Origin of the sequence: Rhizobium centroccidentale, from assembly GCF_030182565.1 — a bacterium.
Taxonomy (GTDB): domain Bacteria; phylum Pseudomonadota; class Alphaproteobacteria; order Rhizobiales; family Rhizobiaceae; genus Rhizobium.
The window spans coordinates 1-25,882 of record NZ_JAQJCG010000005.1; the positions used below are offsets into that span (position 1 = coordinate 1).

The 25,882-nt window shown below is 59.7% G+C and carries 25 protein-coding genes and 1 tRNA gene; 16 read left to right on the forward strand and 10 right to left on the reverse strand.

Annotated elements, in window-relative coordinates:
- Window positions 1-109: 109 nt before the first annotated feature.
- The 6 genes from PH562_RS08450 to PH562_RS08475 all read right to left on the reverse strand — a co-directional run bounded on the left by PH562_RS08450 (window position 110) and on the right by PH562_RS08475 (window position 6,636).
- Window positions 110-1,058 (reverse strand): IS630 family transposase gene (locus PH562_RS08450; protein ID WP_113233774.1). Its coding sequence is split into 2 segments (ribosomal slippage): window positions 110-721 and window positions 723-1,058, totalling 948 coding nucleotides; the frame shifts between segments, so codons are not numbered across the junction.
- An 89-nt stretch (window positions 1,059-1,147) separates the two neighbouring features.
- Window positions 1,148-2,374: a molybdopterin molybdotransferase MoeA gene (locus PH562_RS08455; RefSeq protein ID WP_285172653.1), complete on the reverse strand. Its 1,227-nt coding sequence runs from the start codon at window positions 2,372-2,374 to the stop codon at window positions 1,148-1,150.
- Between the two features lie 3 nt (window positions 2,375-2,377).
- Window positions 2,378-2,872, reverse strand: coding sequence for a cyclic pyranopterin monophosphate synthase MoaC (moaC, locus tag PH562_RS08460; protein WP_285172654.1), 495 nt, complete (start codon window positions 2,870-2,872; stop codon window positions 2,378-2,380).
- Between the two features lies 1 nt (window position 2,873).
- Complete coding sequence (trpC, locus tag PH562_RS08465) at window positions 2,874-3,689, reverse strand: indole-3-glycerol phosphate synthase TrpC (RefSeq protein ID WP_285172655.1); 816 nt, start codon at window positions 3,687-3,689, stop codon at window positions 2,874-2,876.
- Between the two features lie 6 nt (window positions 3,690-3,695).
- Complete coding sequence (trpD, locus tag PH562_RS08470; RefSeq protein WP_285172656.1) at window positions 3,696-4,718, reverse strand: anthranilate phosphoribosyltransferase; 1,023 nt, start codon at window positions 4,716-4,718, stop codon at window positions 3,696-3,698.
- 25 nt (window positions 4,719-4,743) lie between these two features.
- Window positions 4,744-6,636, reverse strand: coding sequence for a peptidylprolyl isomerase (locus tag PH562_RS08475; RefSeq protein WP_285172657.1), 1,893 nt, complete (start codon window positions 6,634-6,636; stop codon window positions 4,744-4,746).
- Between the two features lie 180 nt (window positions 6,637-6,816).
- Between PH562_RS08475 and PH562_RS08480 the strand changes: the two genes are divergently transcribed.
- The 4 genes from PH562_RS08480 to PH562_RS08495 all read left to right on the forward strand — a co-directional run bounded on the left by PH562_RS08480 (window position 6,817) and on the right by PH562_RS08495 (window position 10,624).
- Window positions 6,817-7,098: a hypothetical protein gene (locus PH562_RS08480; protein ID WP_113229858.1), complete on the forward strand. Its 282-nt coding sequence runs from the start codon at window positions 6,817-6,819 to the stop codon at window positions 7,096-7,098.
- 305 nt (window positions 7,099-7,403) lie between these two features.
- Complete coding sequence (locus PH562_RS08485; RefSeq protein ID WP_113229859.1) at window positions 7,404-7,868, forward strand: MarR family winged helix-turn-helix transcriptional regulator; 465 nt, start codon at window positions 7,404-7,406, stop codon at window positions 7,866-7,868.
- A 121-nt stretch (window positions 7,869-7,989) separates the two neighbouring features.
- Window positions 7,990-9,087, forward strand: a complete 1,098-nt coding sequence (locus tag PH562_RS08490) for an HlyD family secretion protein (protein WP_285172828.1) — start codon at window positions 7,990-7,992, stop codon at window positions 9,085-9,087.
- Window positions 9,080-10,624 (forward strand): DHA2 family efflux MFS transporter permease subunit, encoded by a 1,545-nt coding sequence (locus PH562_RS08495; RefSeq protein ID WP_113229861.1) that lies wholly within the window; start codon window positions 9,080-9,082, stop codon window positions 10,622-10,624. The genes PH562_RS08490 and PH562_RS08495 overlap by 8 nt, the downstream gene beginning before the upstream one ends.
- Window positions 10,625-10,703: 79 nt before the next feature.
- Here the strand turns inward: PH562_RS08495 and PH562_RS08500 are convergent, their stop codons facing one another.
- Window positions 10,704-11,300, reverse strand: coding sequence for a DNA-3-methyladenine glycosylase (locus tag PH562_RS08500; protein ID WP_113229862.1), 597 nt, complete (start codon window positions 11,298-11,300; stop codon window positions 10,704-10,706).
- Window positions 11,301-11,716: 416 nt separating this feature from the next.
- On the opposite strand from PH562_RS08500, the gene PH562_RS08505 reads away from it, so the two are divergent.
- The 7 genes from PH562_RS08505 (at window position 11,717) to PH562_RS08535 (ending at window position 18,093) form a co-directional block, all read left to right on the forward strand.
- Window positions 11,717-11,806 (forward strand) — tRNA-Ser (locus tag PH562_RS08505).
- 105 nt (window positions 11,807-11,911) lie between these two features.
- Window positions 11,912-12,535: a flavodoxin family protein gene (locus tag PH562_RS08510; RefSeq protein WP_285172658.1), complete on the forward strand. Its 624-nt coding sequence runs from the start codon at window positions 11,912-11,914 to the stop codon at window positions 12,533-12,535.
- Window positions 12,528-13,436, forward strand: coding sequence for a sigma-70 family RNA polymerase sigma factor (locus PH562_RS08515; protein ID WP_285172659.1), 909 nt, complete (start codon window positions 12,528-12,530; stop codon window positions 13,434-13,436). The genes PH562_RS08510 and PH562_RS08515 overlap by 8 nt, the downstream gene beginning before the upstream one ends.
- Window positions 13,437-13,780: 344 nt before the next feature.
- Window positions 13,781-14,953, forward strand: a complete 1,173-nt coding sequence (locus tag PH562_RS08520; RefSeq protein ID WP_483315334.1) for a septal ring lytic transglycosylase RlpA family protein — start codon at window positions 13,781-13,783, stop codon at window positions 14,951-14,953.
- 70 nt (window positions 14,954-15,023) lie between these two features.
- Window positions 15,024-16,235, forward strand: coding sequence for a D-alanyl-D-alanine carboxypeptidase family protein (locus PH562_RS08525; protein WP_285172661.1), 1,212 nt, complete (start codon window positions 15,024-15,026; stop codon window positions 16,233-16,235).
- Window positions 16,236-16,387: 152 nt separating this feature from the next.
- A complete protein-coding gene (gene tmk / locus PH562_RS08530; RefSeq protein WP_285172662.1) occupies window positions 16,388-17,065 on the forward strand; it encodes a dTMP kinase in 678 nt (225 codons plus the stop codon).
- Complete coding sequence (locus tag PH562_RS08535; protein WP_285172663.1) at window positions 17,062-18,093, forward strand: DNA polymerase III subunit delta'; 1,032 nt, start codon at window positions 17,062-17,064, stop codon at window positions 18,091-18,093. The genes tmk and PH562_RS08535 overlap by 4 nt, the downstream gene beginning before the upstream one ends.
- 51 nt (window positions 18,094-18,144) lie before the next feature.
- Here the strand turns inward: PH562_RS08535 and PH562_RS08540 are convergent, their stop codons facing one another.
- The gene (locus PH562_RS08540; protein ID WP_483315336.1) at window positions 18,145-18,888 is read right to left on the reverse strand and encodes a sulfite exporter TauE/SafE family protein; all 744 of its coding nucleotides are present in this window, start codon (window positions 18,886-18,888) and stop codon (window positions 18,145-18,147) included.
- Between the two features lie 307 nt (window positions 18,889-19,195).
- Here PH562_RS08540 and metG point away from each other — a divergent pair, with 307 nt between their 5' ends.
- From metG to PH562_RS08565, 5 genes are all read left to right on the forward strand, one after another.
- Window positions 19,196-20,749 (forward strand): methionine--tRNA ligase, encoded by a 1,554-nt coding sequence (gene metG / locus PH562_RS08545; protein WP_285172665.1) that lies wholly within the window; start codon window positions 19,196-19,198, stop codon window positions 20,747-20,749.
- An 8-nt stretch (window positions 20,750-20,757) separates the two neighbouring features.
- Complete coding sequence (locus PH562_RS08550) at window positions 20,758-21,540, forward strand: TatD family hydrolase (RefSeq protein ID WP_285172666.1); 783 nt, start codon at window positions 20,758-20,760, stop codon at window positions 21,538-21,540.
- 4 nt (window positions 21,541-21,544) lie between these two features.
- Entirely contained in the window at window positions 21,545-22,372 is an 828-nt protein-coding gene (locus PH562_RS08555) for an MBL fold metallo-hydrolase (RefSeq protein WP_285172667.1), read from the forward strand.
- Window positions 22,369-22,866: a YbaK/EbsC family protein gene (locus PH562_RS08560; protein WP_285172668.1), complete on the forward strand. Its 498-nt coding sequence runs from the start codon at window positions 22,369-22,371 to the stop codon at window positions 22,864-22,866. The genes PH562_RS08555 and PH562_RS08560 overlap by 4 nt, the downstream gene beginning before the upstream one ends.
- A gap of 61 nt (window positions 22,867-22,927) precedes the next feature.
- Complete coding sequence (locus PH562_RS08565; protein WP_285172669.1) at window positions 22,928-23,407, forward strand: SRPBCC family protein; 480 nt, start codon at window positions 22,928-22,930, stop codon at window positions 23,405-23,407.
- Between the two features lie 289 nt (window positions 23,408-23,696).
- On the opposite strand, the gene PH562_RS08570 is transcribed toward PH562_RS08565, so the two are convergent.
- Window positions 23,697-24,437, reverse strand: a complete 741-nt coding sequence (locus tag PH562_RS08570) for a class I SAM-dependent methyltransferase (RefSeq protein WP_285172670.1) — start codon at window positions 24,435-24,437, stop codon at window positions 23,697-23,699.
- 439 nt (window positions 24,438-24,876) lie between these two features.
- Window positions 24,877-25,731, reverse strand: a complete 855-nt coding sequence (locus tag PH562_RS08575; RefSeq protein WP_285172671.1) for a D-alanyl-D-alanine carboxypeptidase family protein — start codon at window positions 25,729-25,731, stop codon at window positions 24,877-24,879.
- Window positions 25,732-25,882 lie beyond the last annotated feature (151 nt).

Consider the following 25,882-nt stretch of genomic DNA (forward strand, 5'->3'; position numbering starts at 1 on the left):
ATCGTGTTCCAAGCCGCGTATGCCGACGCCTGCGATACGCTTCCCATCCGAGGAAATACAGCAAATTCAAGCAGAAAGCCTACCCGCGCACAGGTCTCGCTAGAGCGTTTCAGGTTTTGACGGAAGCATAACCGGCGTTGGCGAAGTAGTTTCTGCATTCGCTAGGCTCGATGGTTGTGACGAGGTGTCCGATGTAGCGCCAGGTGTCATCGATGGTTCGCTTCTGAGCCAGGCGCATCCAGTGCTTGATTTTGGCGAAGGCCTGCTCGATGGGATTGAGGTCAGGAGAATAAGGCGGCAGGTACCAGAGCCGTGCACCAGCATCGCGGATCATCTGCCGGATGGCGACTGATTTGTGAGAGCCGAGATTATCCATCACGACGATGTCGCCAGGTTTGAGCACGGGTAGGAGTTGCTGTTCGACATAGGCTCGGAAGCACTGGCCATTGATCGGTCCATCGAAGACGCAGGGTGCGGCAAGCCGATCGCAACGCAGCGCGCCGAGGAAGGTCAGGGTGCGCCAATGGCCGTGCGGGGCAAAGCTGCGCAGGCGTTTGCCCTTCTGTCCCCAGCCTCGGAGCGGCGCCATGTTGGTCTTGATCCAGGTTTCATCGATGAAGACCAGACGCCTTGGATCAAGACCGGTCTGCCAGGACCGCCAACGCTGTCGTCGCCGCGCGATGTCGGCACGTGCCTGCTCAAGGGCGAACAGTGTTTTTTTTGAACCGCAGCCCCTCGCGCCGCAGGAATTGCCACACGGTGTCATGAGATACCTTTACCCCTCGTGCGGCCAGCTCTTCCTTCAACCCATGCAGTGACAGATGCGGCGTCTGGCTGATCCGCTCCGCGATAAACGCCCGGTATGGCTCCAGAACACGCTTGCGGTGACCGCCCATCTTCCCGGGCGCGACAGAGCCGCTCGAACGATACCGCTGAGACCATTTTACCGCTGAAGACACTGCAATACCGAACCGCGCCGCCACCGACCGACAGCTCTCGCCGGCCTCGATCGCATCGACAACACGTTTGCGAAGATCATTTGAAAGAGGTCGAGTCATTCGATGCTGGCCTCCACTCCAGCCAGCATCTTGAATCACAAAACACCCAAAAACGGAATCCCTCCGATTCAGATAAAATCGGAAACGCTCTAGATCAGCAAATCCGGACGCAGGAGTATCACCTGAGTGATCGCCCCCACTTCAAGCCCGGGCGCATGCGGCGGGCGGACGACCAGGCAGTCAGCGCGCGAAAAGACCTTCATCATCGACGAATCCTGCTTCGAGAAGGGCTCGGCGAGCCAACCGCCGTCGGCAGCTTTCGTTAGTGTTGCACGCACATAATCCTGTCGCTGATCGTTCGCGGCAAAGGCCACGGCGGCGCGCGCGATACCATCGCGTTTCACCGGGGGCAGGGATGCGAGCTTTCTTATCAACGGCTCGAGAAAAAGCAGGCCGCAGACGAGGCTGGAAACGGGATTGCCGGGAAGGCCGAGGACATGCATGTCACCGAGGCTACCGACCATCAGCGGTTTGCCGGGGCGCATGGCGATGCGCCAGAAATCCAGCTTCATGCCTGCAGTGATCATCGTTGCCTGCACAAGATCATGATCGCCGACCGAGGCGCCGCCGAGCGTGACGATGATATCGGCCTTGGCCACCTGCGCACGGCCGATGGCCGCAGTAATCTCGTCGCTGTCGTCGGCGACGATGCCTAGATCAAGCACATGCGCGCCTGCATTGCGGGCCAGTGCAGCGATGCCGAACGTGTTGGACGCGATGATTTGCGATGGCCCCGGTTCATTGCCGGGTGCCACGAGTTCGTCGCCGGTCGCCAGAATGGCGACCAGCGGCCGCCGGTAGACATCCAATGCCGGATGGTTCATGGCCGCGGCGACCGTAAGGCGGGAAAAATCCATGACGGTGCCGGCGGGAAGCACCGATTCGGCTTCCAGGAAATCCTGTCCGCGCGGGCGTATGTGCTGCCCCTTGCGCAAGGGGTAGGTCGTGCGGATGCGATCACCCTCCAAGCGCTCGGCGTCCTCCTGCAAAAGCACCGAATCGGCACCGGCCGGAACGGGCGCGCCGGTGAAGATGCGAACCGCTTCGCCCTTGCCGACGGTTCCTTCGAAGGCATGGCCGGCAGCCGAGGCGCCGATGACCTGCAGCTCAGAACCCGGCAGTGCCGCATCATCGAAGCGCAGCGCATAGCCATCCATCGCCGAGGCATCGAAAGGCGGTTGTGTCAGGCGGGCGGTCAGATCCCGGGCCAGAACCCGGCCTTCGGCCATATCGAGCGGAACGCTTTCAATACGATGAATCGGCGCGGCACTGTCCAAAAGGCGCGCTTGCGCTTCAGCAACAGGCAACAGGCTCATGTGTCAGGCCCCCGAATGGCGGAAATCCCCCGACTTGCCGCCGGACTTCTCCAATAGAGTGATACCGCCGATTTCCATACCACGGTCGGCGGCCTTGGCCATGTCATAGATCGTCAGACAAGCGACGGAAACCGCCGTCAGCGCTTCCATCTCGACTCCCGTGCGGCCGGTGAGCTTTGCCGTCGCGGTGACACGCAGGCCGGGCAGGGCGGCATCCTCTGCGATATCGACGGCAACCTTCGTTAGCATAAGCGGATGGCAAAGCGGGATGAGATTGCTGGTCTGCTTCGCAGCCATGATGCCGGCAAGCCGCGCCGTGCCGATGACATCGCCCTTCTTGGCGTTGCCATCGCGGATCAGCGCCAGGGTCTCCGGCTTCATCCTGACGTAGCCGGTAGCCGTGGCGCTGCGGGCCGTCTCGGCCTTGTCGCCAACATCGACCATATGAGCTTCGCCCGACGCGTCGATATGCGTAAGACCGGCCTTCTCGGTGCTCATTTCACTCGGCCGCCAGAATGCCGGTTTCGCCGTTCAGCAGCAGTTTGGTTGCCGCCGTCACATCGTCCTTGCGCATGAGGCTTTCGCCGACAAGGAAGGTGCTGATGCCGACGGCCTCGAGGCGCTTGCAGTCGGCATGGGTAAAGACGCCGCTTTCGCCGACCAACAGCCGATCATCCGGCACCATGGATGCCAGGTTCTCGCTAACCGTCAAACTGACTTCGAACGTGCGCAGATTGCGGTTGTTGATGCCGATCAGCGGAGAGGAGAGTTTTAGCGCACGATCCATCTCTTCAGCATCGTGCACCTCCACCAGCACGTCCATGCCGAGGCTGAACGCTTCATCCTGGAGACGCTCGGCATCGTCGTCCGAAAGCGAGGCCATGATGAGGAGGATGCAATCGGCACCCCACGCGCGAGCTTCCTGTACCTGATAGGTGTCGAACATGAAGTCCTTGCGCAACGCCGGCAGCGAGCAGGCCGCGCGGCCAGCCGTCAGGAATTCCGGAGCGCCCTGGAAACTTGGCGTATCGGTCAACACCGAAAGGCAGGCGGCACCACCGGCTTCGTAGGCCTTGGCGAGGGCAGGCGGGTCGAAATCGGGGCGGATCAGACCCTTGGATGGGCTTGCCTTCTTGATTTCGGCAATCAGGCCGAAAGCGCCGGCATCCTTTTTAGCGAGCAGCGCCTTATGGAAACCGCGCGGCGCGGATTGCCCGGCCTGCATCGCCTTGAGGTCGGCAAGGGAAAGCCTGGCCTTGGCGGCGGCGATCTCTTCGCGCTTGTAGGCCTCAATCTTTTGAAGGATATCGGTCATGACGTCCTAGTCCTGTTCTTCCTCGTTGGAAACGGCGATAAGCTTTTCCAACGCAACGGCGGTGGCGCCGCTATCGAGCGAATGGGCCGCGAGTTTCATGCCATCATGCAGCGTTTCAGCCTTGCCGGCAATGACCAGAGAGGCGGCCGCGTTGGCAAGGGCGATATCGCGATAGGCGTTCTTTTCGCCGCTCAGCACTGCACGAAGAGCTGCAGCGTTCGCAACGCCGTCGCCACCCTTGAGATCGGCAAGGTCGGCATGCTGCAGGCCGAAATCTGATGGTGTCAGCTCGAAGCTGCGGATGTTGCCGTTTTCCAGGGCCGCGACGGAGGTCTTGCCGGTCGTCGTGATCTCGTCCAGACCGTCGCCGTGCACCACCCAGACGCTTTCCGCGTTGAGATCCTTCAGCACCTCGGCCAGCGGCAATACCCATTGTGGCGCAAAGACGCCCAGCAGCTGGCGACGAGCGCCGGCAGGATTGGACAGCGGACCAAGGAGATTGAAAATCGTGCGCGTGCCGAGTTCGACGCGCGAGGGGCCGACATGGCGCATGGAGGAATGATGCAGCTGCGCGAACATGAAGCCGATACCGGCTTCCCGAATGCAGCGGGCAATCGTCTCCGGTCCGATATCGAGCTTGATGCCCAGCACGGATTGCGTGTCGGCGGTGCCGGCCTTGGAACTTTGGGCACGATTGCCGTGCTTGGCGACGGGCACGCCCGCGCCGGCAACGATAAACGCCGCCAGCGTTGAGATATTGTATGTGCCAAAGCCATCGCCGCCGGTGCCGACGATATCGATCGCATCGGCAGGCGCCTCCACCGGCAGCATCTTGGCGCGCATGGTCGTCACGGCGCCGACGATTTCATCCACCGTCTCGCCGCGCACGCGCAACGCCATGAGAAATGCACCGATCTGCGACGGCGTGGCCTCGCCCGACATCAGGATTTCGAAAGCCTGCCGGGCTTCGTCCCGCGTCAGCGCCTCGCGATTGGCAACCTTGGCGAGGAAAGGCTTCAATTCTGTCATTGACGATCCATCCTCCCGTATGGGTCTAGCGGGACATCGCCTGTTCGGCGAGGCTCTGGTTGACCGTGACGGCATATTTGGACTGCAGCTGGCTGACCATCTGGTCGAGGATGTCATCGCCCGCGGCGTTGGCGATCTGGGCCACCTGCTGATCGTCGTTGCTGAGAGCATCCGTTGTCGGATTGTCGTTGACATCGGTGACCTTGAGCAGGATCTGCGTCGTGTCATCGGCGCCGACGGCGTTTGCGGCCGTATCGACGGGACCGGAGAAGGCGGCAGCGATGCCGCCGCGGCCCAGAACCGGATCATCCGTCGAACGCGTGATGCCGGTCTTGCTTTCAACGGCGATGCCAAGCGGCGCTGCGATATCGGCAAGCGACTTGCCCTTCTGCGCCGCCTGCTTCAGCTCGGCTGCCTTGGCGGCCAGTGCAATCTTCTGCTGTTCGGCGGTCCAATCGGCGACGGCCTTTTCCCGCACCTCCGCAAGCGGGCGATCGTGATCGGGCGTGATGTTCGTCACGTCGTACCAGATATAACCATCATTGCCGACCGCCAGCGGAGCCGGATTACCGCCCTGATCGGCCTTGAAGACTTCCGAGATCAGCTGCTGGCGAGCCGGCAGATCCTTGATCTCATTGCCGTTCTGATCGAGGCCGGTCTGATCGATCGCATCGATGGTGACAAGCTTCAGCTTGAGCTGCGAAGCCGCCTCTTGCAGCGATGCGCCGGAGCCGCGCAAGTCTTCGAACTTGTCGTGGACACTGGTGATTTCATTGGCAGCATTGCCGAGCGCGATCTGCTTGCGAATATCTTCCTTGACCTCGTCGAAATTCTTGGCCGTTTCGTTCTTCACATTGGTCACACGGAGGATGACCGGACCGAACGAACCGTCCACGACGGGCGTGATGCCGCCTTCCTTGGAGACGGCGAAGGCTGCCTCGGCAACGGACTTGTCCGGAACCTGATCCTTGTTGAAGGTGCCAAGCAGCACGTCGGACGGCTTTTTGCCCTGGTCGGAGACGAGCTGATCGAAGGTGGTTCCCGTCTTCAGCGCATCGGCGGCCGCATTGGCGAGATCCTTGTTGGCGAAGGTCAGCTGCTCGATGGTGCGCGTTGCCGGCGTGGTGAAGCTGTCCTTGCGCTTGTCAAACTGCGCGTGCACTTCGTCATCCGTAACACTGGCAGTATCGGCGATATCCTCGGCCTGCAACTTCACAAAAGCGAACTTGCGGTATTCAGGCGCGCGATATTTCGACTTCACACCGTCGAACCACTTCTGCAGTACGTCGTCGGCCGGCGCCTTGACGGGATCGATATTGGCGTTGGTCAACAGCAGATAATCGATGCTGCGGGTCTCGTTGTGATATTGCTTGACCGCATCGGCAAGAACCGCCGGGGCGACAAAGCCGTTCGAGACAGCCTCAACGATCTGGCCACGGATCGCGACCTTGCTGCGCTCCTTGATATAATCATCGGGCGATATGTTGCTGTTGCGCAGAAGCGTATCGAATTTTTGACGGTCAAAGGCGCCGTTCGCAGCCTTGAAGGCCGGATCGTCGCCGATGAGCTTGGCTAGGCGGTCTTGCGAGAGGCCGAGATTCATGTCGGCGGCAAGCTGATCGAGCGAAGCGCCGGCGACGAGCTGCGCTACCGTCTGCTGTCCGATCCCGAAAGCGCGAGCCTGCTCGGGCGTGATCTGCATGCGCAGCTGCTGGCTGATCGCCTGGATTTGGCGGCGATAGGCGAGGCGGAACTCGTTGGTATCGATATGCTGATCGCCGACCGTGACAACTGTATTGCTGCTGCCGCCGGTGATGAGGGACCGCTCGACACCCCACACGCCGAAGGCTGCCGCAAGAAGAAGCAACAAGCCCTTGGCAACCCAGGTCTGGGCGATTTTTCTCAGCACGTCGAACATCGGAAAGCAAACCTCGTCATCATCAAGTCTTCGCCCGCAGGCGAAACAATCGGAGTTCCTTAGAACAATCCGAACCGGAATTGAAGAGCCAGTGGGGAAATCACCTAATGAGCTGCAGCCATGCCGGAACCTTTGAGAAGCGGTAGCGTTCTAAGCAATGCGGAAACAAAGGAGCATACGATGGCAGAGACCAAATCAGCCTCTACTCAGTCGTCTTCGGCGCGAGCACAGACGGAAACGGCAATGGAGGATCTTGCCGCCCAGGTCGCAGCGCTACGCGAAGATCTGGCAAAGCTGTCGCAAAGCGTGGCGGCTGTGGGGCAGGGGGCGAAATCTGTCGTTGCGGAGGAAGCCCAGGAGATCACAGAGCAGTTGCGCGAGAGGGTTCGTGAAGAGCCGATTTTCATGGTCGCTGCCGCAGCCGGCATCGGCTATCTGGTCGGCCTTCTGAGCCGACGCTAGGCAGGACGAACTCTCGACCGGCGGGCGATCCCCACGAGCCACCACATCTGCGAAACTGCCGAAAAGGCGCGGGCGTTTCGTCCGCGCCTTTTCAATTGGTAACGACTGCAAGCGCGTGCGCCCAGGAATTGCAGGATACGTGCGTTGCACTACAACCGAATCTTGCTGCGACATCTTTGCGACACTCCCTGCGACATGTTGACTATCGCCATTTGTTGAACAGCCACCCCCCTTGTATCACATGGGCGCTTACTATACGTAACAACAATTATAAGGTTGCTTATGAATAGCAGGCTCCCAATACAATGACTTCAACCCCCACCGTTGGTTTTCTCCTCCATGACGTTGCGCGACTGCTTCGGAAGAGATTCGAGCAGCGTGCGAAGGATTTGGGTCTGACGCGCTCGCAGTGGCAGACCCTTGCCTACCTTGCAAACAATGAAGGTATCCATCAGGCCGGACTGGCCGAAATTCTGGAAATCGAGCCGATCACGCTGGTGCGTATCCTGGACAAGCTCACCGAACGGGGGCTGGTGGAGCGCCGACAGCATCCGAATGATCGGCGCAGCTGGCTCCTCTACCTGCGAGAAGAGGCCCGGCCGTTGATGGACGCCATGCGCAGCATCGGCGAACAGTCGCGCAGGGAAGCGCTCGAAGGCGCCTCTCAGGAAGATCAAGAGCGCCTCTATGAATTGCTTACCCTTATGAAATCGAACCTGGTTAGCGCCTGCCGTTCAAAGGCAGTCGACAAAGAGTTACAACATGGCTGAAGCATCCTCCCCACTCCGCGTACCCGCGAACGCAAACTCCTCCGAACAAAATCAAGCTTCCGTCGCCGAGGCTCCATCCTCCAACCCGGCGCCCCAGCCTTCGACGACTGCGCCGGCCGCACTGGCAGCGCCCTCGGAGATGCCGCGCAAGCGCCGTAGCATGACGCGACCAGTCCTGTTTGCGCTGCTTCCGGTCGCGCTCGTCATCGGTGGCTACTACTACGTCACGGGTGGCCAGATCATGTCCACGGACAATGCCTACATCCAGGCCGATATGGTCGGCGTTTCCACCGATGTTTCCGGCACGGTGATCTCGGTCGATGTGCATGAAAACGAGGTGGTGAAGAAAGGGCAGGTGCTCTTCCGTCTCAAGCCCGATTCGTTCCGGATCGCACTCGAAGGTGCGAAAGCGCAGCTCGGCAATGCCAGAAACCAGATCTTGAACCTGCAGGCGAGCTACAAGCAATCCCTGTCGGAAATTGCCCAGGCGCAGGCCGACATCCCGTATTATCAGACGGAATTCGACCGCCAGCAAAACCTGATCACCAATTCGGTCGCTTCCAAGGCGGCCCTGGATCAGGCCAGACACAATCTCGAAGCCGCGCAGCAGAAAGTATTGGTCGCAAAGGCCACAGCCGCCGCGACTCTCGCCCAGTTGGGCGGCGAAGGCACTGCCGATCTGCCCCCGGAGCAGAACCCGCTCTATCTGCAGGCGAAGGCTGCGGTTGACAATGCGCAGCGCGAACTTGACGATACCGTCGTCAAAGCCCCCTTCGACGGCGTGACCGCCAATGTACCCTCGCTGCAGGTCGGCGCCTATCTGACGGCCTCCCAGCCGGGATTCTCGCTGGTTTCCACCACGCATCTGTGGATCAATGCCAGCCCGAAGGAAACCGAACTCACCTATGTCCGACCCGGCCAGAAGGTCGATATCTCCGTCGACGCCTATCCGGGCGTGACCTGGAAGGGCACGGTCGCCAGCATTTCGCCGGCATCCGGCTCCAGCTTCTCGCTTCTGCCGGCACAGAACACGACCGGCAACTGGGTGAAGGTCGTTCAGCGCATACCGATGATCATCAATATCGGCGACACGGCGGGCAAGCCTCCGCTGCGCGTCGGAATGAGCGTCGTCGCCGATGTCGATACCGGCCATGCCCGCGGCCTGCCAGATTTCATTACCAACCTGCTGGGCCATGCCCGCGGTCAGGATCATGAGTAACTCCGCCACAGCCTCTCCCCCGGCGCCCGTTGCCAATCGCGGCGCGATCACCGCCTGCGTTATCCTGTCGGTCATCATGCAGGCGCTGGACACCACCATCGCCAACGTTGCCCTGCCGCATATCCAGGGCGACGTTTCCGCAAGCGCCGACCAGATCAACTGGGTTCTGACATCCTACATCGTCGCAGCGGCGATCATGACGCCGCCTTCCGGCTTCCTTTCGGCAAAGTTCGGCCGCAAGCGGGTGCTGCTGGTAGCAATCGCCGGCTTCGTCGCCGCGTCGGTGCTCTGCGGCCTGTCGGAATCGCTGATACAGATCGTCGGCTTCCGCCTGCTGCAGGGCCTCTTTGGCGCCGCGCTCGTACCGCTATCGCAAGGCATTCTGCTCGATATCTACAGCGTCGAGGAGCGTGGCCGCGCCATGGCGCTGTTCGGCGTCTCGGTCATGGTCGGACCGGTGCTGGGTCCCGTCATCGGCGGCTGGCTGACCGACAATATCAGTTGGCGCTGGGTGTTCTACATCAACGTGCCGATCGGCGCGCTCGCATTCTTCGGCATCGTCGTCTACGTGACGGAAACGAAGCTCGATGCGCTCGCCAAGCTCGATTGGTTCGGCTTCGGCATGCTCTCCATTGCGATTGCCGGCTTGCAGCTATTCCTCGACCGCGGCGAGCAGCTCGACTGGTTCTATTCGAGCGAAATCATCATCGAGGCGCTCGTCTGCGTCAGCGCCTTTTACCTCTTCCTCGTGCACATGTTCACGGCGGAGCGAAGTTTCGTCAATCCGCGCCTGTTCATGGACCAAAACTTCGCCGTCAGCATCCTGTTCATCTTCATCGTCGGCGTGACCTATTTGGCCTCGCTGGCGCTGATGACGCCCTATCTGCAGACGCTGATGGGCTACCCGGTCGTGACTGCCGGCATCGTCATGGGACCGCGCGGGCTCGGCACCATGTTCTGCATGTTCCTTGTGGGGCGCCTGATCGGCAAGGTCGACACGCGCTGGCTATTGTTCATCGGCCTCGCACTGACGGCCTGGGCTATGTACGACATGACGGGCTGGACGCCGGATGTGTCGCAATGGACGCTGATATCGGTCGGCTTTGTCCAGGGGGCAGGATTGGGCTTCCTCTTCGTGCCGCTAACCACGATCGCTTTTGCGACGCTGCCGGCGCAGATGCGCGGCGAGGGGACGGGTCTCTACAACCTCTCTCGTAACATCGGCTCCAGCGTCGGCATTTCCGTCGTGTCCATGCTGATTACCGAGAACACGCAGGTCAACCATGCCAATATCGCCGCCTATGTCACGCCATTCAACCGCTATTTCGACCTCACTGCCGCGCAGGGCGTGAGCCCGTTCACGGCGGTCGGCAGGGCCACGCTTGACGGCATGATCACGACGCAGGCGACCATCATCGCCTATATCGACGACTTCAAGCTGCTGATGCTGATGTCGATCTTCGCCATGCCGCTGCTGGTGCTCTTGCGCAAACCGAAGGCGCCGCCGGCGGTCGACCATAGCGTCGCGATGGAATAGTCGCGCAGCCTTTCCAGTTTCACTGCGCGGCTCATGGCCGCCGGGCGCCACCCCGGCGGCCGCTTTGCTTTTTGCTCTCTCATGGGAAACGGCGGCTGACGAAGCGCGAGCCGGCAGCACCGAAGCGCCATAGCGGATCGATATTCTTCGTGATGCCGATGCGCTTGCCGGAAACGACCGGCACCGGTTCGGCCCGAGACAACGAAAATGGAGCCGCATCCAGCGAGCGGCCGTCGAGGCTTATATCGATAGCAAGCGCCTGCGAAAGCTTGCCCGGCCCGTTGCACAGCGAGACGATGTCGGCCAGTCCCCGCCGCCGGATCATGTCTTCGATGCCGTTTTCCGGCTCGATCGCCCGGATGAGCACGGCGCTCCCTTTGGTGCAAACGAAATTCAGACACCAATGAATGCCGTAGGAGCGGTAGACATAGACATGGCCGGCCGGGCCGAACATGGCCGCATTGCGCGGCGTCGGGCCGCGATATGCATGAGAGGCCTCGTCATCGGGCCTATAAGCCTCCGTCTCGACGATTCGACCGCCCACCTCCCCAACCGTGAAGCGCATCCCGACCAGGTCGGACGCGACCACGACGGCATCTCGGCTGAAAAAGGCGGTGAGGGCAGGGCCGGCGAGGGGTTCGATACCAAGAGACAGGGAATGATCGTCAGAAGTCATGGGAGGAAACTATCCCGGATAGCCGAAGCCATCAACACGGCGCCGAACATCGAGTGCTTGGCCGGACGCGCTGACAATTGACAAAAACTAAGTATGACTTATTAATAGCCTGCTTCAGTCAGATTTGACCCCTGACCTGGCGAAGGTGGCCCGACCCTTTCCAGCGGCCGGGCCACTTTATTTTCTAGCACGCTGACGACATCAATTTCCCACAGCGCCACCCGACCCGACCGATATTCCTCAATCGCCGTTCCTGCCGATATCGAGAATGCAAGGGAGTTCGGTGGAACAAGTTGACGCGGCGACCAAAGCTGCTAAAAAGCCAGCCGTCGAGTGATTGGGCAGAAAACCGGTAGCCACACCCGGTTTCGAAAAATCAGCACTACATGGATTTTTCAGGCCTTTTCAGTTGCTTGGGAAGAGTGTCCGAGTGGTTTAAGGAACCGGTCTTGAAAACCGGCGTGCGGGAAACCGTACCGTGGGTTCGAATCCCACCTCTTCCGCCAATAGGCTTTCCCAATTTTTTTCCTTCCCGTAAAATCGCGGCACGTCACAATCCGCGCCCATGCCTTGTCATGTTCTTCGCAAAACCAATTTCGAAGGAGATGACAATGATCCGGCAGGGCATCGCAATCGTGTATCATAGCGGCTACGGACATACCGGCCGGCAGGCCGAGGCCGTCAGGGCAGGGGTCGAAGAGGTTGATGGCGCGGAGGCGATACTGTTGACCGTGGACGAGGTGGAGCACCATTGGAGCGATCTCAATGCGGCGCAGGCGATCATCTTTGGCTCGCCGACCTATATGGGCGCAGTTTCTGCGCCATTCAAAGCATTCCAGGAGGCGACGTCGAACACCGTTCTTGCGAGGGGTTATTTGTGGAGGGACAAGATCGCGGCCGGTTTCACCACCTCGGGGTCGCGATCCGGTGACAAGCTTTCGACGCTGATGCAGATGGTGATCTTCGCAGCCCAGCATGGAATGCATTGGGTCGGTCTCGATCTGCCGCCGGCCAATTGCTCCTCGACGGGCTCGGAAGAAGACATGAACCGCCTCGGCTTCTGGCTTGGCGCCGCAGCGCAGGCGAATACGGACGAAGGCCCGGAGACTGCGCCGCCCGCAGCCGATCTCGCCACAGCCCGCCATCTTGGCCGGCGGGTGGCACTGACGGCGCTGCAGTTCGCCCGTGGCCGCGACGCCAATCCATTTGCGCGCGAGTTTGCAGCCCATGAGTGAGGCGCTGTCCGACCCGATCTTCTCCGAGCTGCGTCCGCGCCTTGTCCGGCTTGCCTATAGAATGCTTGGATCGGTCGCGGATGCCGAGGATATCGTGCAGGATAGCTGGCTGCGCTGGCTGGCAGCCGATCGCGCTTCCGTTCGCGAACCGGCGGCATTCCTGCGGACTATCGTCACCCGGCTTTGTCTGAACGAGCTGAAATCGGCGCGCCGTCGCCGGGAATCCTATGTGGGTTCCTGGCTGCCCGAGCCGATCTTCGATCCGGAGGACGGCGATGCCGCTGACGATATAACCATGCCGCTGATGCTGGCGCTGGAGCGTCTTTCGCCTTTGGAGCGGGCCGCCTTTCTCCTGCATGACGTATTCGGCATGGATTTCGACGACGTCTCCCTGGCGATCGGTCGCGAGGCGGTCGCCTGTCGCAAACTTGCCAGCCGGGCGAGGGCGCATGTCACCGAGGCAAGGCCGCGCTTCGCCGTCGGCAAGGAAGAAGGCCTCAAGCTTGCCGCAGCCTTCTTTGTGGCATCGAGAACGGGAGACATGGCCTCTCTTCAGGCCCTGCTTTCAGAAGATGTCGTTGTCTATGCCGACGGCGGCGGCAAGGTGCCGACATCGCAGCGACCACATATCGGGCTTTCCGCCACCATGCAGCTTCATGAGCGGCTGACGCGAATTTTTCGCGAACAGCCCTCCCACCTGATCCGCTATACGGTCATTGACGGCTTGCCGGGCTTCGTAACGATAGAGGGCGACAACATCGTGCAGACCACCGCGCTGCAGATCGAACGGGAAAAAGTTGTCGCCATCTATTGCACCCGTAACCCGGACAAGCTGAAGCACATTATCGGGGCGGCAGAGTCGGCGACGTCTATCAGGACGAACTCTACTGATGCGCCCTGATACAAGCACTTGAAAGAACTGCTCCAAATCTGTCCATCAAAATCCCAGCACAATCACAAACCGAGTGCATCTGTGGCAATCCGGAACGGTTGATGGCGACCGTAAAACAGGTCATTACCGGAGCGGGACGGTCGTGACCGACACTACTTGCAGCCGGCAGCGCTTTACTGGGCATTAACCATGATCTTCGGAAATTCTTCGGTGCGCTCAATTTGCATCGCAAAATGGACAAACTGCAATCATGATTAAAGCACCGTTAGGTGATTGGAGCGTAGCAGGATACCGGAACGAGGGACTACCGGTGGCAGACCTCCGTCAAAGTAATGAGTAGCGGCTTGGGACAGATGACATTCGAAAATCGTGCGGTGACATACACAACGGCCATGCGTTGGTTTGCTCTCTCACTGATGTGCGCAACCATCACGGCCTGCGGAACGACGCAGAAAGCGCCCAGCAAGCGCCAGCACGGCAAGGAATATTTCTCCGAGAAGGAATATGGCGTGAAGGCGAGTCCTCGCGTCGTCAATAACGGCCCGGTGCCGAAGGGTGGCGGCCGCTTCATGGTCGGGAATCCCTATCAGGTGAAGGGCAAGTGGTATTATCCCAAGGAAGATTTCGGCTATAACAAGGTGGGCGTCGCTTCTTGGTATGGCTCGGCCTTTCACGGCCGTCTGACCGCCAACGGCGAAGTTTACGACCAGCAGTCGCTGACCGCCGCCCATCCGACTTTCCCGCTGCCGAGCTATGCCCGCGTCACCAACGTCGAGACCGGCTCCTCCATCATCGTTCGCGTCAATGATCGCGGCCCATACCATCCCGGCCGCATCATCGACCTTTCGAACAAGACGGCACAGTTGCTCGACCTTCAGCACAGCGGCACCGGCGACGTACGCGTGCAATATGTCGGCCGCGCCCGCATGGACGGTCATGACGAACCCTACCTGATGGCTTCCTACATCCCGAAGGGGTCGCGTCTACCCGGCATCAACCCGGGGGGCCAGATCGCAACTGGCGTGATGGTGGCCTCTGCCGGCCGGATGACTGCCGATCAGCTGCCGGATTCGTATACCCCAACACCGACGCGCCCCAGCCGCCAGGTGCGCAGCGTTGATGCCGCGCCGGCGATGGCACCCGTCCCACGCCAGTCGCCCTATTCGGCAACGGCCTTCGCCGATGCGCCGAAGCCTGCCTACAATGGCGACAAGCGCAACAATCCGCCGCCGATGACCTGGAACGGAGGCGCAATGCCTGCCGCCGAGGGCGCCGAGCCGGTCATGATCGTTCTGCCGCAAATCGGGCCGATTCCCCGTGAGCGACCGGATTTCACGCCCCGGCTGGCAAGCCTCGACGATCAATCGATGGGTTCGGCTGTCGCCGCCTATCAGAATGTGCCGGTCAAAACAGTTTATGTCGATCTCGCTTTCGATGCCGTCATGGTTCGCAACGACGGCCTCACGCAGGAATCGATTCTCTCGTCCTATCGCCGCCAGCGTCAGGCTACGACGCAGGTCGATTGATCGGCGTCATTGCCTGAATCTCAACCCGTCACTAAAATAATCGTGCCGGTGCTCGGATGAAGGGGACGATATGCCAAAGCGCTTGATTCTTTTGTTCCTTTTTCTCCTCGGGTTCGCAAATGTCACGGCCTTTGCGCAGCCGGCTGCACCAGGCGCTTTCGACACGAAAGCCGCGCAGGCATTCATGATCGAGGCGTCGACCGGTACTATCCTGCTTGCCAAAAACGAGGATCAGCTGATTTCGCCTGCGTCGCTTGCGAAGCTGATGACGCTGGATGTCGTTTTCGATGCGATCGGGCGAGGGGAGATCAATCTCGACACCGAATATCCCGTCTCGGAAAATGCCTGGCGGACGGGCGGCGCTCCCTCGCGTGCGTCAACGATGTTCGCAGCTCTGAAATCTCGTATCCGCGTCGGCGATCTTATCCAGGGTATAGCCGTGCAGCAGGCGAACGACGCCTGCATCGTTCTGGCGGAAGGCATGTCTGTCAGCGAACGCGAATTCGCGCGGCGCATGACGGCGCGCGCCCGCGAGATCGGCATGTCTCGGTCCACCTTCACCAATTCGACCGGGCTGCCCGATGCCAACGATCCCAATGGCGGCGGCAAGGTCTCCGCGCGGGAGATGGTCATGCTGGCACAGGACCTGCAGGAGAAGCACCCGGACCTCTACAAATATTTCGGGCAGGCCGACTTCACCTGGAACAAGATCTATCAGCGCAACAAGAACCCGGTGCTTCTACTCAATATCGGCGTGGATGGTCTGGGACTCGGCTTTGCCGAAAGCGAAGGCTTTTCGATCGTCGCCTCCATTCAGCGCGACGGCCGCCGGCTGTTCCTGGCGCTGGGGGGCCTGAAGAGCGACAAGGAACGCATCGAGGAGACGCGACGCGTCCTCGAATGGGGTCTCAGCAATTTCAAGAGCCAGCGTATCTTCGCCGTCGGCGAAGTGATCGGCGACGCCAGTGTCTATGGCGGCGCTGCTTCCACCGTCGGCCTGCAGGCGAAAATACCCGTCGATGTCTATGTTCCGATCGAGACGCCGGATCGGCTTTCGGCGCGCATCGTCTATCGCTGGCCGCTGACGGCGCCGGTGGCCGCGGATTACGAAGTCGGCACCCTTCGCGTGTTCCTGGGCGCGCGTTTGGTGCGGGAGCTGCCACTCTATACGAAGGAATCGGTCGAGCAGGGCACATTGGGTCGCCGCGCTTTCGATGCCTTCATGGAACTGACGGAATCGCTGCTGTTCTCCTGGCTGTGGGACAAGCCTTTGCCGACGTGAGTGGCCGCAAGGCTCGCGAAATCTCTGTTCACACCCCATATAGAGTGGCGGAGACCGGGACATGCACGGTTCCACCTGGACATGTCTTGGGTTAAACAGGATGCGTATCGCACGCCGCACGAATGGCACGCGAAAAGTGCAGGACATGATCATTGGCTGATGCAAACGGATTATTCGTAAGCTTCGAAGGCGGCGAGGGGGCTGGCAAATCCACTCAGATTCGCCGGCTGGCTGAACGGTTGCGCGAGCGTGGCCACGAGGTTCTTGTCACACGCGAGCCCGGTGGATCGCCGGGCGCAGAGGCGGTGCGGCACGTCCTGCTTTCGGGTGCCGCGGAAATGTTCGGCACGCGCACGGAGGCCATCCTCTTTGCTGCTGCTCGCAACGATCATGTCGAGGACGTCATTCGTCCGGCACTTTCGCGCGGCACCATCGTTCTTTGCGATCGGTTCATGGATTCCTCGCGCGTCTATCAGGGTGTGACGGGCAATCTCGAGCCTGACTATATCGAGGCTCTGCAGAGGGTTGCCGTCAACGGCGTCATTCCGCATTGCACCCTGATTCTCGACATTCCCGCCGAAGTCGGTCTGGAGCGCGCACGCAAGCGCGCCTCCGCCGTAACCGCACCCGATCGCTTCGAGAAGGAAGAGATGCAGACCCACGAGAAGCGTCGCGAAGCGTTCCTCGATATCGCTGCCCGCGAGCCCGAGCGTTGTCACATCATCGATGCTCAGAAGTCGGAAGATGAGATCGCCGCTGAAATCGCCGGGATCGTCGACAAGCGGCTCGGCGCTGCCAATATCGTCGCCGGATCGGAAGCGGCGCAATGAGCGACGAACGGCCGGGTGTCCTCGACGGCGCCATTCCTCCGCAGGACAATACGAAACTCTTTGGCCATGAAGAGGCGGAAATTTTCCTCGCGCAGTCCTATCGCTCCGGCAAGGGCCACCACGCCATGCTGATCGAGGGGCCTGAGGGCATCGGCAAGGCGACGCTCGCCTTTCGTTTCGCCAATCACGTCCTCTCCCATCCCGATCCGGCATCCGCGCCGGAGACGATCGGCGATCCCGATCCAGCATCGGTCGTCAGCCGGCAGATTTCCGGCGGAGCATCGCATAATCTGCTGCATTTGAGCCGGCCGGTCGACGACAAGACCGGCAAGGTAAAATCCGCGATCACCGTCGACGAAGTGCGTCGCGCCGGAAAATTCTTTTCGCAGACCTCGGGCACCGGCAACTGGCGCATCGTCATCATCGATCCGGCTGATGATCTCAACCGCAGTGCGGCCAACGCCATCCTGAAAATCCTTGAGGAACCGCCGAAGCGCGCTTTGTTCCTCGTGCTGTCGCATGCGCCGGGCCGGCTTCTGCCGACGATCCGCTCGCGCTGTCTGCCTCTGAAGCTCGTGCCGCTCGAAAACGAAGCTTTACGCTGGGCGCTCGAAAATCTTGGTGTATCGCCGGGACAGGGGAACGAGGTCCTTTCGGCGGCCAAGGGCAGCGTCAGCGAGGCGCTCAAGCTCCTGAATTACGGCGGCGGTGAAATCATCGAGGCCTATCGGCAGGTGCTTTCTGCTGATGGACCTGTTGCTCGGAAGGCGATGCACCGCCTCGCCGACGCGCTTTCCGGCAAAGATAGCGACACGATCTTTGGTTTCTTCCTGTCGCATATCGGCGATGACATCATCGACCGGGCTCGCGCCGCCGCGCTTGGCGGCTCCATTTCCACGGCCGAGAGGCTGGCCCGGCTGCATTCGGAGACCACTGAGCGATTGAACGTGTCCCAGGCGTACAATCTTGACCGCAAGCAGACGCTCATCACTATCCTTGGCGAGCTCAAGCAGCAGCTTTCGGCATAGACAGATTACCATGTCCGACGAAAGCCATAACGGCGCTTCCTCTGAATCGCATCAGGGAAAGATCAGCTTCCAGGCGACGATGGCCAGCGTAACGGCAAGGATGATGCGCACCGACCGCTCATGCAGGCGCGGTGCCAGCAGGCTGCCTGCGACGATGCCGGGAATGGATCCTACCAGCAAAGCGAAGAGCATCGTCCAGTTGATCTCGCCGATAAACCAGTAGCCCATGCCGCCGATCAGGGTCAGCGGCACGGCATGGACGATGTCCGAGCCGACGATTTCGCGGACATCTGTCTGCGGATAAAGCACCAGCAGGACGGTGACCCCGAGCGCGCCCGCGCCGACGGATGTCATTGTCACGAGAATACCGAGCATCAGGCCGAGGATGACTGTCAACAGAGCAATGTTGCGCGGCGATATCGTGCCGCGTTCGCCGCGCCATTTGCGGATGGCCTCGAGAATCTGGCCTCGGAAAATCAGCATCAATGCCGTCAAAAGTAAAAGACAGCCCAATGACAGGGTGATGACATGGGCAACGGCGGGGCTCTCGCGATTGACGCCGGCCATGATCCAGAGCATGGCGAGTGCCGCCGGAACGCTGCCGGAAGCGAGAAGACTGACAACCCTCCAATTGATCCGTCCGTGCATGCCGTGCACGGCCGTTCCAGCCGTCTTGGTGATTGCGGCATAGAGCAGATCCGTGCCAACGGCCGTTGCCGGATGGACGCCGAAGAGAAGCACGAGCAGGGGGGTCATCAGTGAACCGCCACCGACCCCTGTAATGCCCACCAACATGCCGACGAAAAAACCGGAAAAGGAATAAAGCGGCTGAAAGGAATTGATCAAACTCAAATTCACGGCCTCTTGAAGCCGTTAGGTAGGCCAATACATAAAAAGATGAAATTCACGGCCACTTCTGTCCTGCGTTCCACTCTTCAGAAGTGGGTAAAGGCGAGGCGGAGTCGAGTCAAGCAAAGCGCCATCCTGAAGTTCCGAATGCTGCGCGCGCGAAACTTGGTGTTTCGCTCATGGCAAACATGCGCTAAAGCGAGCGGAGCAAGAATAACAGCGACGTAACAGTAAAAGCGGGCCACTGCCTCACATGACCGAAAAAACTCCGTTCTACATCACCACCGCGATCGCCTATCCCAACGGCAAGCCGCATATCGGCCATGCCTATGAGCTAATCGCCACCGATGCGATGGCGCGTTACCAGCGCCTCGATGGCCGCGATGTCTTCTTTCTGACGGGTACGGACGAGCATGGCCAGAAGATGCAGCAGACGGCACGCGCAGAGGGCATGGAGCCGCAGCAGCTCGCTAACCGCAATTCCGACGAATTCCAGGCGATGGGCAAGCTGCTGAATGCGTCGAATGACGATTTCATCCGCACGACGCAGCCGCGCCACCACGAGACCTCGCAGAACATCTGGAACCTGATGGCCGATGCCGGCGACATCTACAAGGATTCCTATGCCGGCTGGTATTCGGTGCGCGACGAAGCCTATTACCAGGAAAACGAAACGGAGCTGCGCGCCGACGGCGTGCGCTACGGGCCGCAAGGCACGCCGGTCGAATGGGTGGAGGAGGCAAGCTACTTCTTCAAGCTCTCCGAATACCAGGACCGACTGCTGAAGCATTACGAGGAAAATCCCGATTTCATCGGTCCGTCCGAGCGCCGCAACGAGGTCATTTCCTTCGTCAAATCCGGCCTGAAGGATCTGTCGATTTCGCGTACGACCTTCGACTGGGGCATCAAGGTACCGAACGACCCGTCGCACGTCATGTATGTATGGGTCGACGCTCTGACCAACTACATCACGGCGACCGGCTACATAGAGGATCGGAACAATCCGCGGGCGAAATACTGGCCTGCCGACCTGCATGTCATCGGCAAGGACATTATCCGTTTCCACGCCGTCTATTGGCCGGCTTTCTTGATGTCGGCGAAGCTGCCGCTGCCGAAGCGCGTTTATGCCCACGGCTTCCTGCTCAACAAGGGCGAGAAGATGTCGAAGTCGCTCGGCAACGTCGTCGATCCGGTCAATCTCGTGAACCATTTCGGCCTCGACCAGGTGCGCTACTTCTTCCTGCGCGAAGTCTCCTTCGGCCAGGACGGCAGCTACAGCGAAGAAGCGATCGGCACGCGCATCAATTCCGATCTCGCCAACGGCATCGGCAATCTTGCCAGCCGTTCTCTGTCGATGATCGTCAAGAACTGTGACGGCCAGATCCCGGAATGCGGCCCATTGACGGATGAAGACAAGGCACTCCTCGCGCAGGCCGACGCCTTGCACGCTTCGACGCGCGAAGACATGGGCAAGCAGCTCATTCATCGTACCCTTGCTTCCATCATCGCGGTGGTTTCCGAAACCGACCGTTATTTCGCGAGCCAGGAGCCCTGGGCGCTGAAGAAGACCGACCCGGCCCGCATGGCGACCGTGCTCTACGTCACGGCCGATGTCGTGCGTCAGATCGGCATTCTCCTGCAGCCCTTCATGCCGGAATCCTCGGGCAAGCTCTTGGATCTCATCGCCATCCCAGCCGACAAGCGAGATTTCGCAGCCCTCGGCGAGGCCGGCCGCCTCGTTGCCGGAACGCCGTTGGAGGCCCCGAAGCCGGTCTTCCCGCGCTATGTCGCGCCGACCGTCGAATAAGGTTTTCCATGCTGATCGATACGCATTGCCATCTGGATTTTGCCGACTTCGAAGAGGAGCGTGACGCGATCGTCGCCCGCGCTCACGAGATGGGCGTCAAGCAGATGGTCACCATTTCGACGAAGGTCAGGAAGCTCGACGGATTGCTTGCGCTCACCGAGCGTTATCCGTCTGTTTTCTGTTCCGTCGGTACGCATCCGAACAGCGCCGACCAGGAGCTGGACATCCAGACCGAAGATCTCGTGCGGCTGGCAAACCAGCATGCGAAGATCGTCGCGATCGGCGAGGCGGGTCTCGATTACTTCTACGACACCGTCAAACCGGAAGACCAGAAGACCGGTTTCCTGCGCCATATCGCAGCCGCGCGCGAAACACAGCTGCCGCTCGTCATACACAGCCGCAGCGCCGATGAGGATATGGCCGCAATCCTGACGGAGGAAACAGGGAAGGGGGCTTTTCCCTTTATCCTCCATTGCTTCTCCGCCGGCCCTGCCCTTGCCCAGACCGGTGTCGAGCTCGGCGGCTATATTTCCTTTTCCGGCATCCTGACCTTCCCGAAATCGGAAGAGCTGCGCGAGATCGCCAAGACGATCCCACACGATCGTCTGCTGGTCGAAACCGATGCACCTTATCTCGCGCCGAAGCGCTGGCGGGGAAAACGCAACGAGCCGTCCTATGTCGTCAACACGGCCGAGGTGCTGGCCGATACGATCGGCGTCAGCATGGACGAGATCGCCGAAATTACCACAGCGAACGCCTTCCGCTGCTTCTCAAAAATGACGAGGGTCTGACGTCGTGACATACCGGCGGCGCTTCACCATTTTGGGCTGTTCATCGTCGCCGGGTGTTCCGCGTATTACCGGCGATTGGGGCGCCTGCGATCCGAAAAACGCAAAAAACCGGCGCACGCGGGCTGCCTTTCTCATTGAGCAGATCGCGCCGGATGGCGGTATCACCACCGTCGTCATCGATACGGGTCCGGATTTCCGCGAGCAGATGATCCATGCCGGCGTCAGCTTTATCGACGCCGTTCTCTATACCCACGCCCATGCCGACCATATTCACGGCATCGATGATCTGCGCGGCTACTTCCATATCTCGAATGAGCGCATCCCGATCTACGCCGATCCGCCGACCATGGATCGCATTCGCGAAGGCTTCCGCTACTGCCTGGAAACGCCTGTCGGCAGCAGCTATCCGCCGATCGTGCGGCCGGTATTGATCGAAAATCTCGAGAAAAGTTTCGTGATCGATGGGGCAGGCGGTCCGATCCGCTTCTGGCCGCACAAGCAGGTACACGGCGATATCCATTCGCTCGGTTTCCGTGTCGGCAAACTCGCTTATTGCAGCGATATCAGTGATTTCCCTCCGGAATCGATAGAAAAGGTTCAAAACCTCGACATTCTGATCATCGACGCTCTGCAGTATCGGCCGCATCCAAGCCATCTGTCGTTGGAGCAGTCGCTCGACTGGATCGAACGCCTGGCGCCGAAACATGCCATCTTGACCCACATGCATACGCCGCTCGATTATGAAACCGTACTGGCTGAAACGCCCGATCATGTCGAGCCGGCCTATGATCAGATGCAGATCGAACTCGACGTGGAGGACGACGATCTATGAGCGAAGATATCAAGAAGCTTTCCAGCCTGGAGCGCGTCGAACTTGCGGCGCGCACGCTGGGGCTCGACATCTCGATCAAGCGCATGGAGCAATCGACGCGGACGGCAGAAGAGGCTGCCAAGGCCGTAGGATGCGCCGTCGGTCAAATCGTGAAATCTCTGGTCTTCGTCAATGCCGATACGCAGGCGCTGACGCTGCTTCTGGTTTCGGGCGCCCATAATGCCGATACGGCTTATATTGCCACAACTTATGGCGTTCGGCTGAAGCGGGCCGACATCGATCGCGTGCGCGACGAGACCGGTTTCGCCATCGGCGGCGTCGCGCCCATCGGCCATCTGGTCGATCTGCCTGTTTTCATCGACGAAAGCCTGTTGACTTACGATGAGGTCTGGTGCGCAGCCGGACGGCCGGACAGCATTTTCTCCTGCAATCCAACGACACTGGCCGAGAAGATTACGGCCAAGGTGATCCGCATCAAGACGAGCAAAGAATAACGAATCAGCCGGCGCCGGCAGAGATTGCATGGAATCCCCGCGGTGCTACAGGGAGGATGCGATGAGCGAAGCTTCGGACGGCAAAAGGACCGATACGGCTTCCCGGATAATTCGCTCGACGCCACACGCGGTCTTCAAAGCATTCCTCGATCCCGAAGCATTGGCCTCATGGCTTCCGCCGAAAGGCATGACATGCCGCATCCACGTTTTCGAACCGCATAAAGGCGGCAGCTATCGAATGGCGCTGTCCTATGACGCGCCGGATCATTCGACGCCTGGAAAATCCTCGGAGCATGCCGACATTGTCTCCGGGCGGTTCATCGAGATCGTGGCGGATGAACGCATCGTTCAGGCGGTGGATTTCGAATCCGATGACGCCGCATTCGGCGGAACGATGACCATAACCTGGTCCTTGGAAGAGGTTCCGACCGGCACTAGGGTCACCGTAATTTGTCAGAACGTTCCTTGCGGCATCAGCAGAGAAGATCATGACGAGGGACTGAAATCGACCCTCGGAAATCTGGCCAACCATCTGGAATAAAAACCAAAAGCGTCTGCCTCATCGCTATATCGATATCCATTTTAGTTCCATAATCTATCTTATCTGATGCTTTTATGTGGCGGAGTACATTCTATTTCCAAGTGCGACTTGCGAATGATTTCAATGGGTTGTCACTCGCAAGGAGCACGCAATGAAACGCACCTACTCCCATATCGATCTGGATAACAGCGCGCTTATCCCGTAGCGTCGGTCCGACGCATCTGGGTCACGTCTCGCCGTTCGTGCAAACCAAGGTGGCTGACCGACCTTCAATCGTCGGGCAGTCCCATCATGCCTCCAAAGCCATGACGACGATCCAGGCTTGCCATCTGACACCCGGGATTTTCAGCAGCAGATTATCGATCTGCTTGCCGGTGCCCCGAACCGCGGCACCGAACGGGCTCTTGCGAAACGGAATGGACGCGAGCGCAGCGAGCCCGAAGAATTCCAGATCGCACTTCGAGAAATATTTGCGCACGATCTCGAAGTCCGATTTCAAAAGCGGATGCTCATCGACAGTACGGGCCTCTGGCGTCCGGTTGCGATAGAGATTGATCACGGGATTGTGGCCGAGCGGCTCGAAGAAGAAGGCTTTCCCGCCGGGTCGCAGTACGCGCCGGATCTCGCTCAGCGATTTATCCAGGACAAGATGATGCAGGATGCCGCTGCCGAAAACGACATCAAAGCTCGCTGACGGCAGATTCATATCCTCCGCATTATCGACTTGGAACGTCACGTTCTCGATTCCGCGGAGAGCCGCCATATTCGTGGCCTGTTGAATGGCGACGTCCGAAATGTCGATACCGGTTATCTGCTTGGCGGAGTGTGCGAGACCAATACTGCTCATGCCATTTGAGCACCCGTATTCGAGCACGTCCCTTTCGGGACAGGCTGCCCTCACCAGCCGCCAATAGGCATCCACGGCGGGCTTTACCGCGAAATAGAACGAGTCCTCCTTACGCTCCTCCACCGCACCGAAGCGTTCATTATGAAAGTCGCGCTCACGCGCTAAACGTGCATCATACGTCATCCCGGTCCTCCCAACTTGACCTAATGCGTTGAAATGTTTGCGAAATCTATATTGCAAGGATCATCAGACCGGTGGCGGTCAAATGATGGATCCTTCATTTTCGGAGAATAACAAACTGAAACCAGATATCTCCGTCTATGCGAATTCGCGGTTCGGCGCCGATTCCTACCAGAACATGACAAGCGCAGCGAACGAGCAACTTCTCCTGTGGACATAGGGCAGCCCGCCAGTTCGGCAATCACTACTTGATTATTCGCTATGAGAGAGCTCTCTCAGCGAGAGGCAGTCGGGATTTTCATCACACGTTTGCACGAAGAAACCCGATCCCCTGCCCTCTACGACAGGCACGATGTGGTGAGATCGGCTTCTCAGCGGAGTCAGCCTCTTGTCGGCTGCATCAAAGACGAATGGCTGGCTGGATGCTGAAATCAGGCCGAGCTTAGTTGGCCGAGCTTTGCTTGGGAGCTCCGGTCGATACCGTGGCTGTTGTGGCCACCGGGGACAGATACGTATCCAGAAGGCTTGCCATCTTGTTGTCGCGAATTTCAGCGGTCTTCTCACCCATGACCACGCCGACAACACGGCGTCCGTTCTTCGTCGCCGAGGTCACAAGATTATAGCCGGAAGCATCGGTGTAGCCGGTCTTGATGCCGTCGGCTCCTGCGTAGCGATACATGAGATTGTTGTGGCCGCGCAGCTTCATGCCGCGGAACTTGATGCCGCGCATCGAGAAGAGCTTGAACTCTTCCGGGAAGTCACGCATCAGCGCAACGCCGAGGGTTGCCATGTCACGGGCCGTCGTGACCTGCTCCGGATCCGGCAGGCCCGAGGGATTCTTGAACACCGTATTGCTCATGCCGAGCTGATGCGCCTTTGCGGTCATCAACTTGCCGAAGTTATCCTCGGAACCGCCAAGCTGCTCGCCGATCGCAACCGCCGCATCGTTGGCGGACAGAACGATGATGCCCTCGACAGCTTCGCGCAGAGTGACCTTGCGGCCCGCCCCGATGGCGAATTTGAAGGGCTCCTTGCTCTCGGCGTTCTCCGACATGGTCAATTTCTGATCCCATTTCAGATGACCGGCATGCAGCGCTTCAAAAGCGAGATAGAGCGTCATCATCTTGGTAAGCGATGCCGGGAAATTCAGCTCGTTCTCGTTCGATGCCTCCAGCACCTGGCCGCTATGAGCATCCACCACATAGCTCGCCTGCCCGGCCTGCGCCAACGAAGCTGCGCCAAGGAACGACGCGGTCGAGATTGCCGCGGCGAGCAGCATGGAGGTCTTCTTGAGCATAGTTTGTCTGCGTTTCCTGTGATCGAGATCTGTGACGGGGCGCCGGGCGATCGAAAGGGAATATTCGCCCTTTTCGAAGGCGATGGATCGGGCAAATCTATGGCGGAAAAAAGAACGGCGCCATGAAAAAAGGGCTATGCGGTAATAGTCC

Excerpts from the sequence above, each read along its gene's own strand:
- PH562_RS08535 (WP_285172663.1), top strand. The coding sequence starts at position 17,062 with ATGAGCGACGAACGGCCGGGTGTCCTCGACGGCGCCATTCCTCCGCAG.
- metG (WP_285172665.1), top strand. The coding sequence starts at position 19,196 with ATGACCGAAAAAACTCCGTTCTACATCACCACCGCGATCGCCTATCCC.
- moaC (WP_285172654.1), bottom strand. The coding sequence starts at position 2,872 with ATGAGCACCGAGAAGGCCGGTCTTACGCATATCGACGCGTCGGGCGAA.
- trpC (WP_285172655.1), bottom strand. The coding sequence starts at position 3,689 with ATGACCGATATCCTTCAAAAGATTGAGGCCTACAAGCGCGAAGAGATC.
- trpD (WP_285172656.1), bottom strand. The coding sequence starts at position 4,718 with ATGACAGAATTGAAGCCTTTCCTCGCCAAGGTTGCCAATCGCGAGGCG.
- PH562_RS08475 (WP_285172657.1), bottom strand. The coding sequence starts at position 6,636 with ATGTTCGACGTGCTGAGAAAAATCGCCCAGACCTGGGTTGCCAAGGGC.
- PH562_RS08480 (WP_113229858.1), top strand. The coding sequence starts at position 6,817 with ATGGCAGAGACCAAATCAGCCTCTACTCAGTCGTCTTCGGCGCGAGCA.
- PH562_RS08510 (WP_285172658.1), top strand. The coding sequence starts at position 11,912 with ATGATCCGGCAGGGCATCGCAATCGTGTATCATAGCGGCTACGGACAT.
- PH562_RS08520 (WP_483315334.1), top strand. The coding sequence starts at position 13,781 with ATGACATTCGAAAATCGTGCGGTGACATACACAACGGCCATGCGTTGG.
- PH562_RS08500 (WP_113229862.1), bottom strand. The coding sequence starts at position 11,300 with ATGACTTCTGACGATCATTCCCTGTCTCTTGGTATCGAACCCCTCGCC.
- PH562_RS08575 (WP_285172671.1), bottom strand. The coding sequence starts at position 25,731 with ATGCTCAAGAAGACCTCCATGCTGCTCGCCGCGGCAATCTCGACCGCG.
- PH562_RS08485 (WP_113229859.1), top strand. The coding sequence starts at position 7,404 with ATGACTTCAACCCCCACCGTTGGTTTTCTCCTCCATGACGTTGCGCGA.
- PH562_RS08495 (WP_113229861.1), top strand. The coding sequence starts at position 9,080 with ATGAGTAACTCCGCCACAGCCTCTCCCCCGGCGCCCGTTGCCAATCGC.
- PH562_RS08560 (WP_285172668.1), top strand. The coding sequence starts at position 22,369 with ATGAGCGAAGATATCAAGAAGCTTTCCAGCCTGGAGCGCGTCGAACTT.
- PH562_RS08540 (WP_483315336.1), bottom strand. The coding sequence starts at position 18,888 with ATGTTGGTGGGCATTACAGGGGTCGGTGGCGGTTCACTGATGACCCCC.
- PH562_RS08570 (WP_285172670.1), bottom strand. The coding sequence starts at position 24,437 with ATGACGTATGATGCACGTTTAGCGCGTGAGCGCGACTTTCATAATGAA.
- PH562_RS08525 (WP_285172661.1), top strand. The coding sequence starts at position 15,024 with ATGCCAAAGCGCTTGATTCTTTTGTTCCTTTTTCTCCTCGGGTTCGCA.
- PH562_RS08515 (WP_285172659.1), top strand. The coding sequence starts at position 12,528 with ATGAGTGAGGCGCTGTCCGACCCGATCTTCTCCGAGCTGCGTCCGCGC.
- PH562_RS08565 (WP_285172669.1), top strand. The coding sequence starts at position 22,928 with ATGAGCGAAGCTTCGGACGGCAAAAGGACCGATACGGCTTCCCGGATA.
- PH562_RS08455 (WP_285172653.1), bottom strand. The coding sequence starts at position 2,374 with ATGAGCCTGTTGCCTGTTGCTGAAGCGCAAGCGCGCCTTTTGGACAGT.
- PH562_RS08550 (WP_285172666.1), top strand. The coding sequence starts at position 20,758 with ATGCTGATCGATACGCATTGCCATCTGGATTTTGCCGACTTCGAAGAG.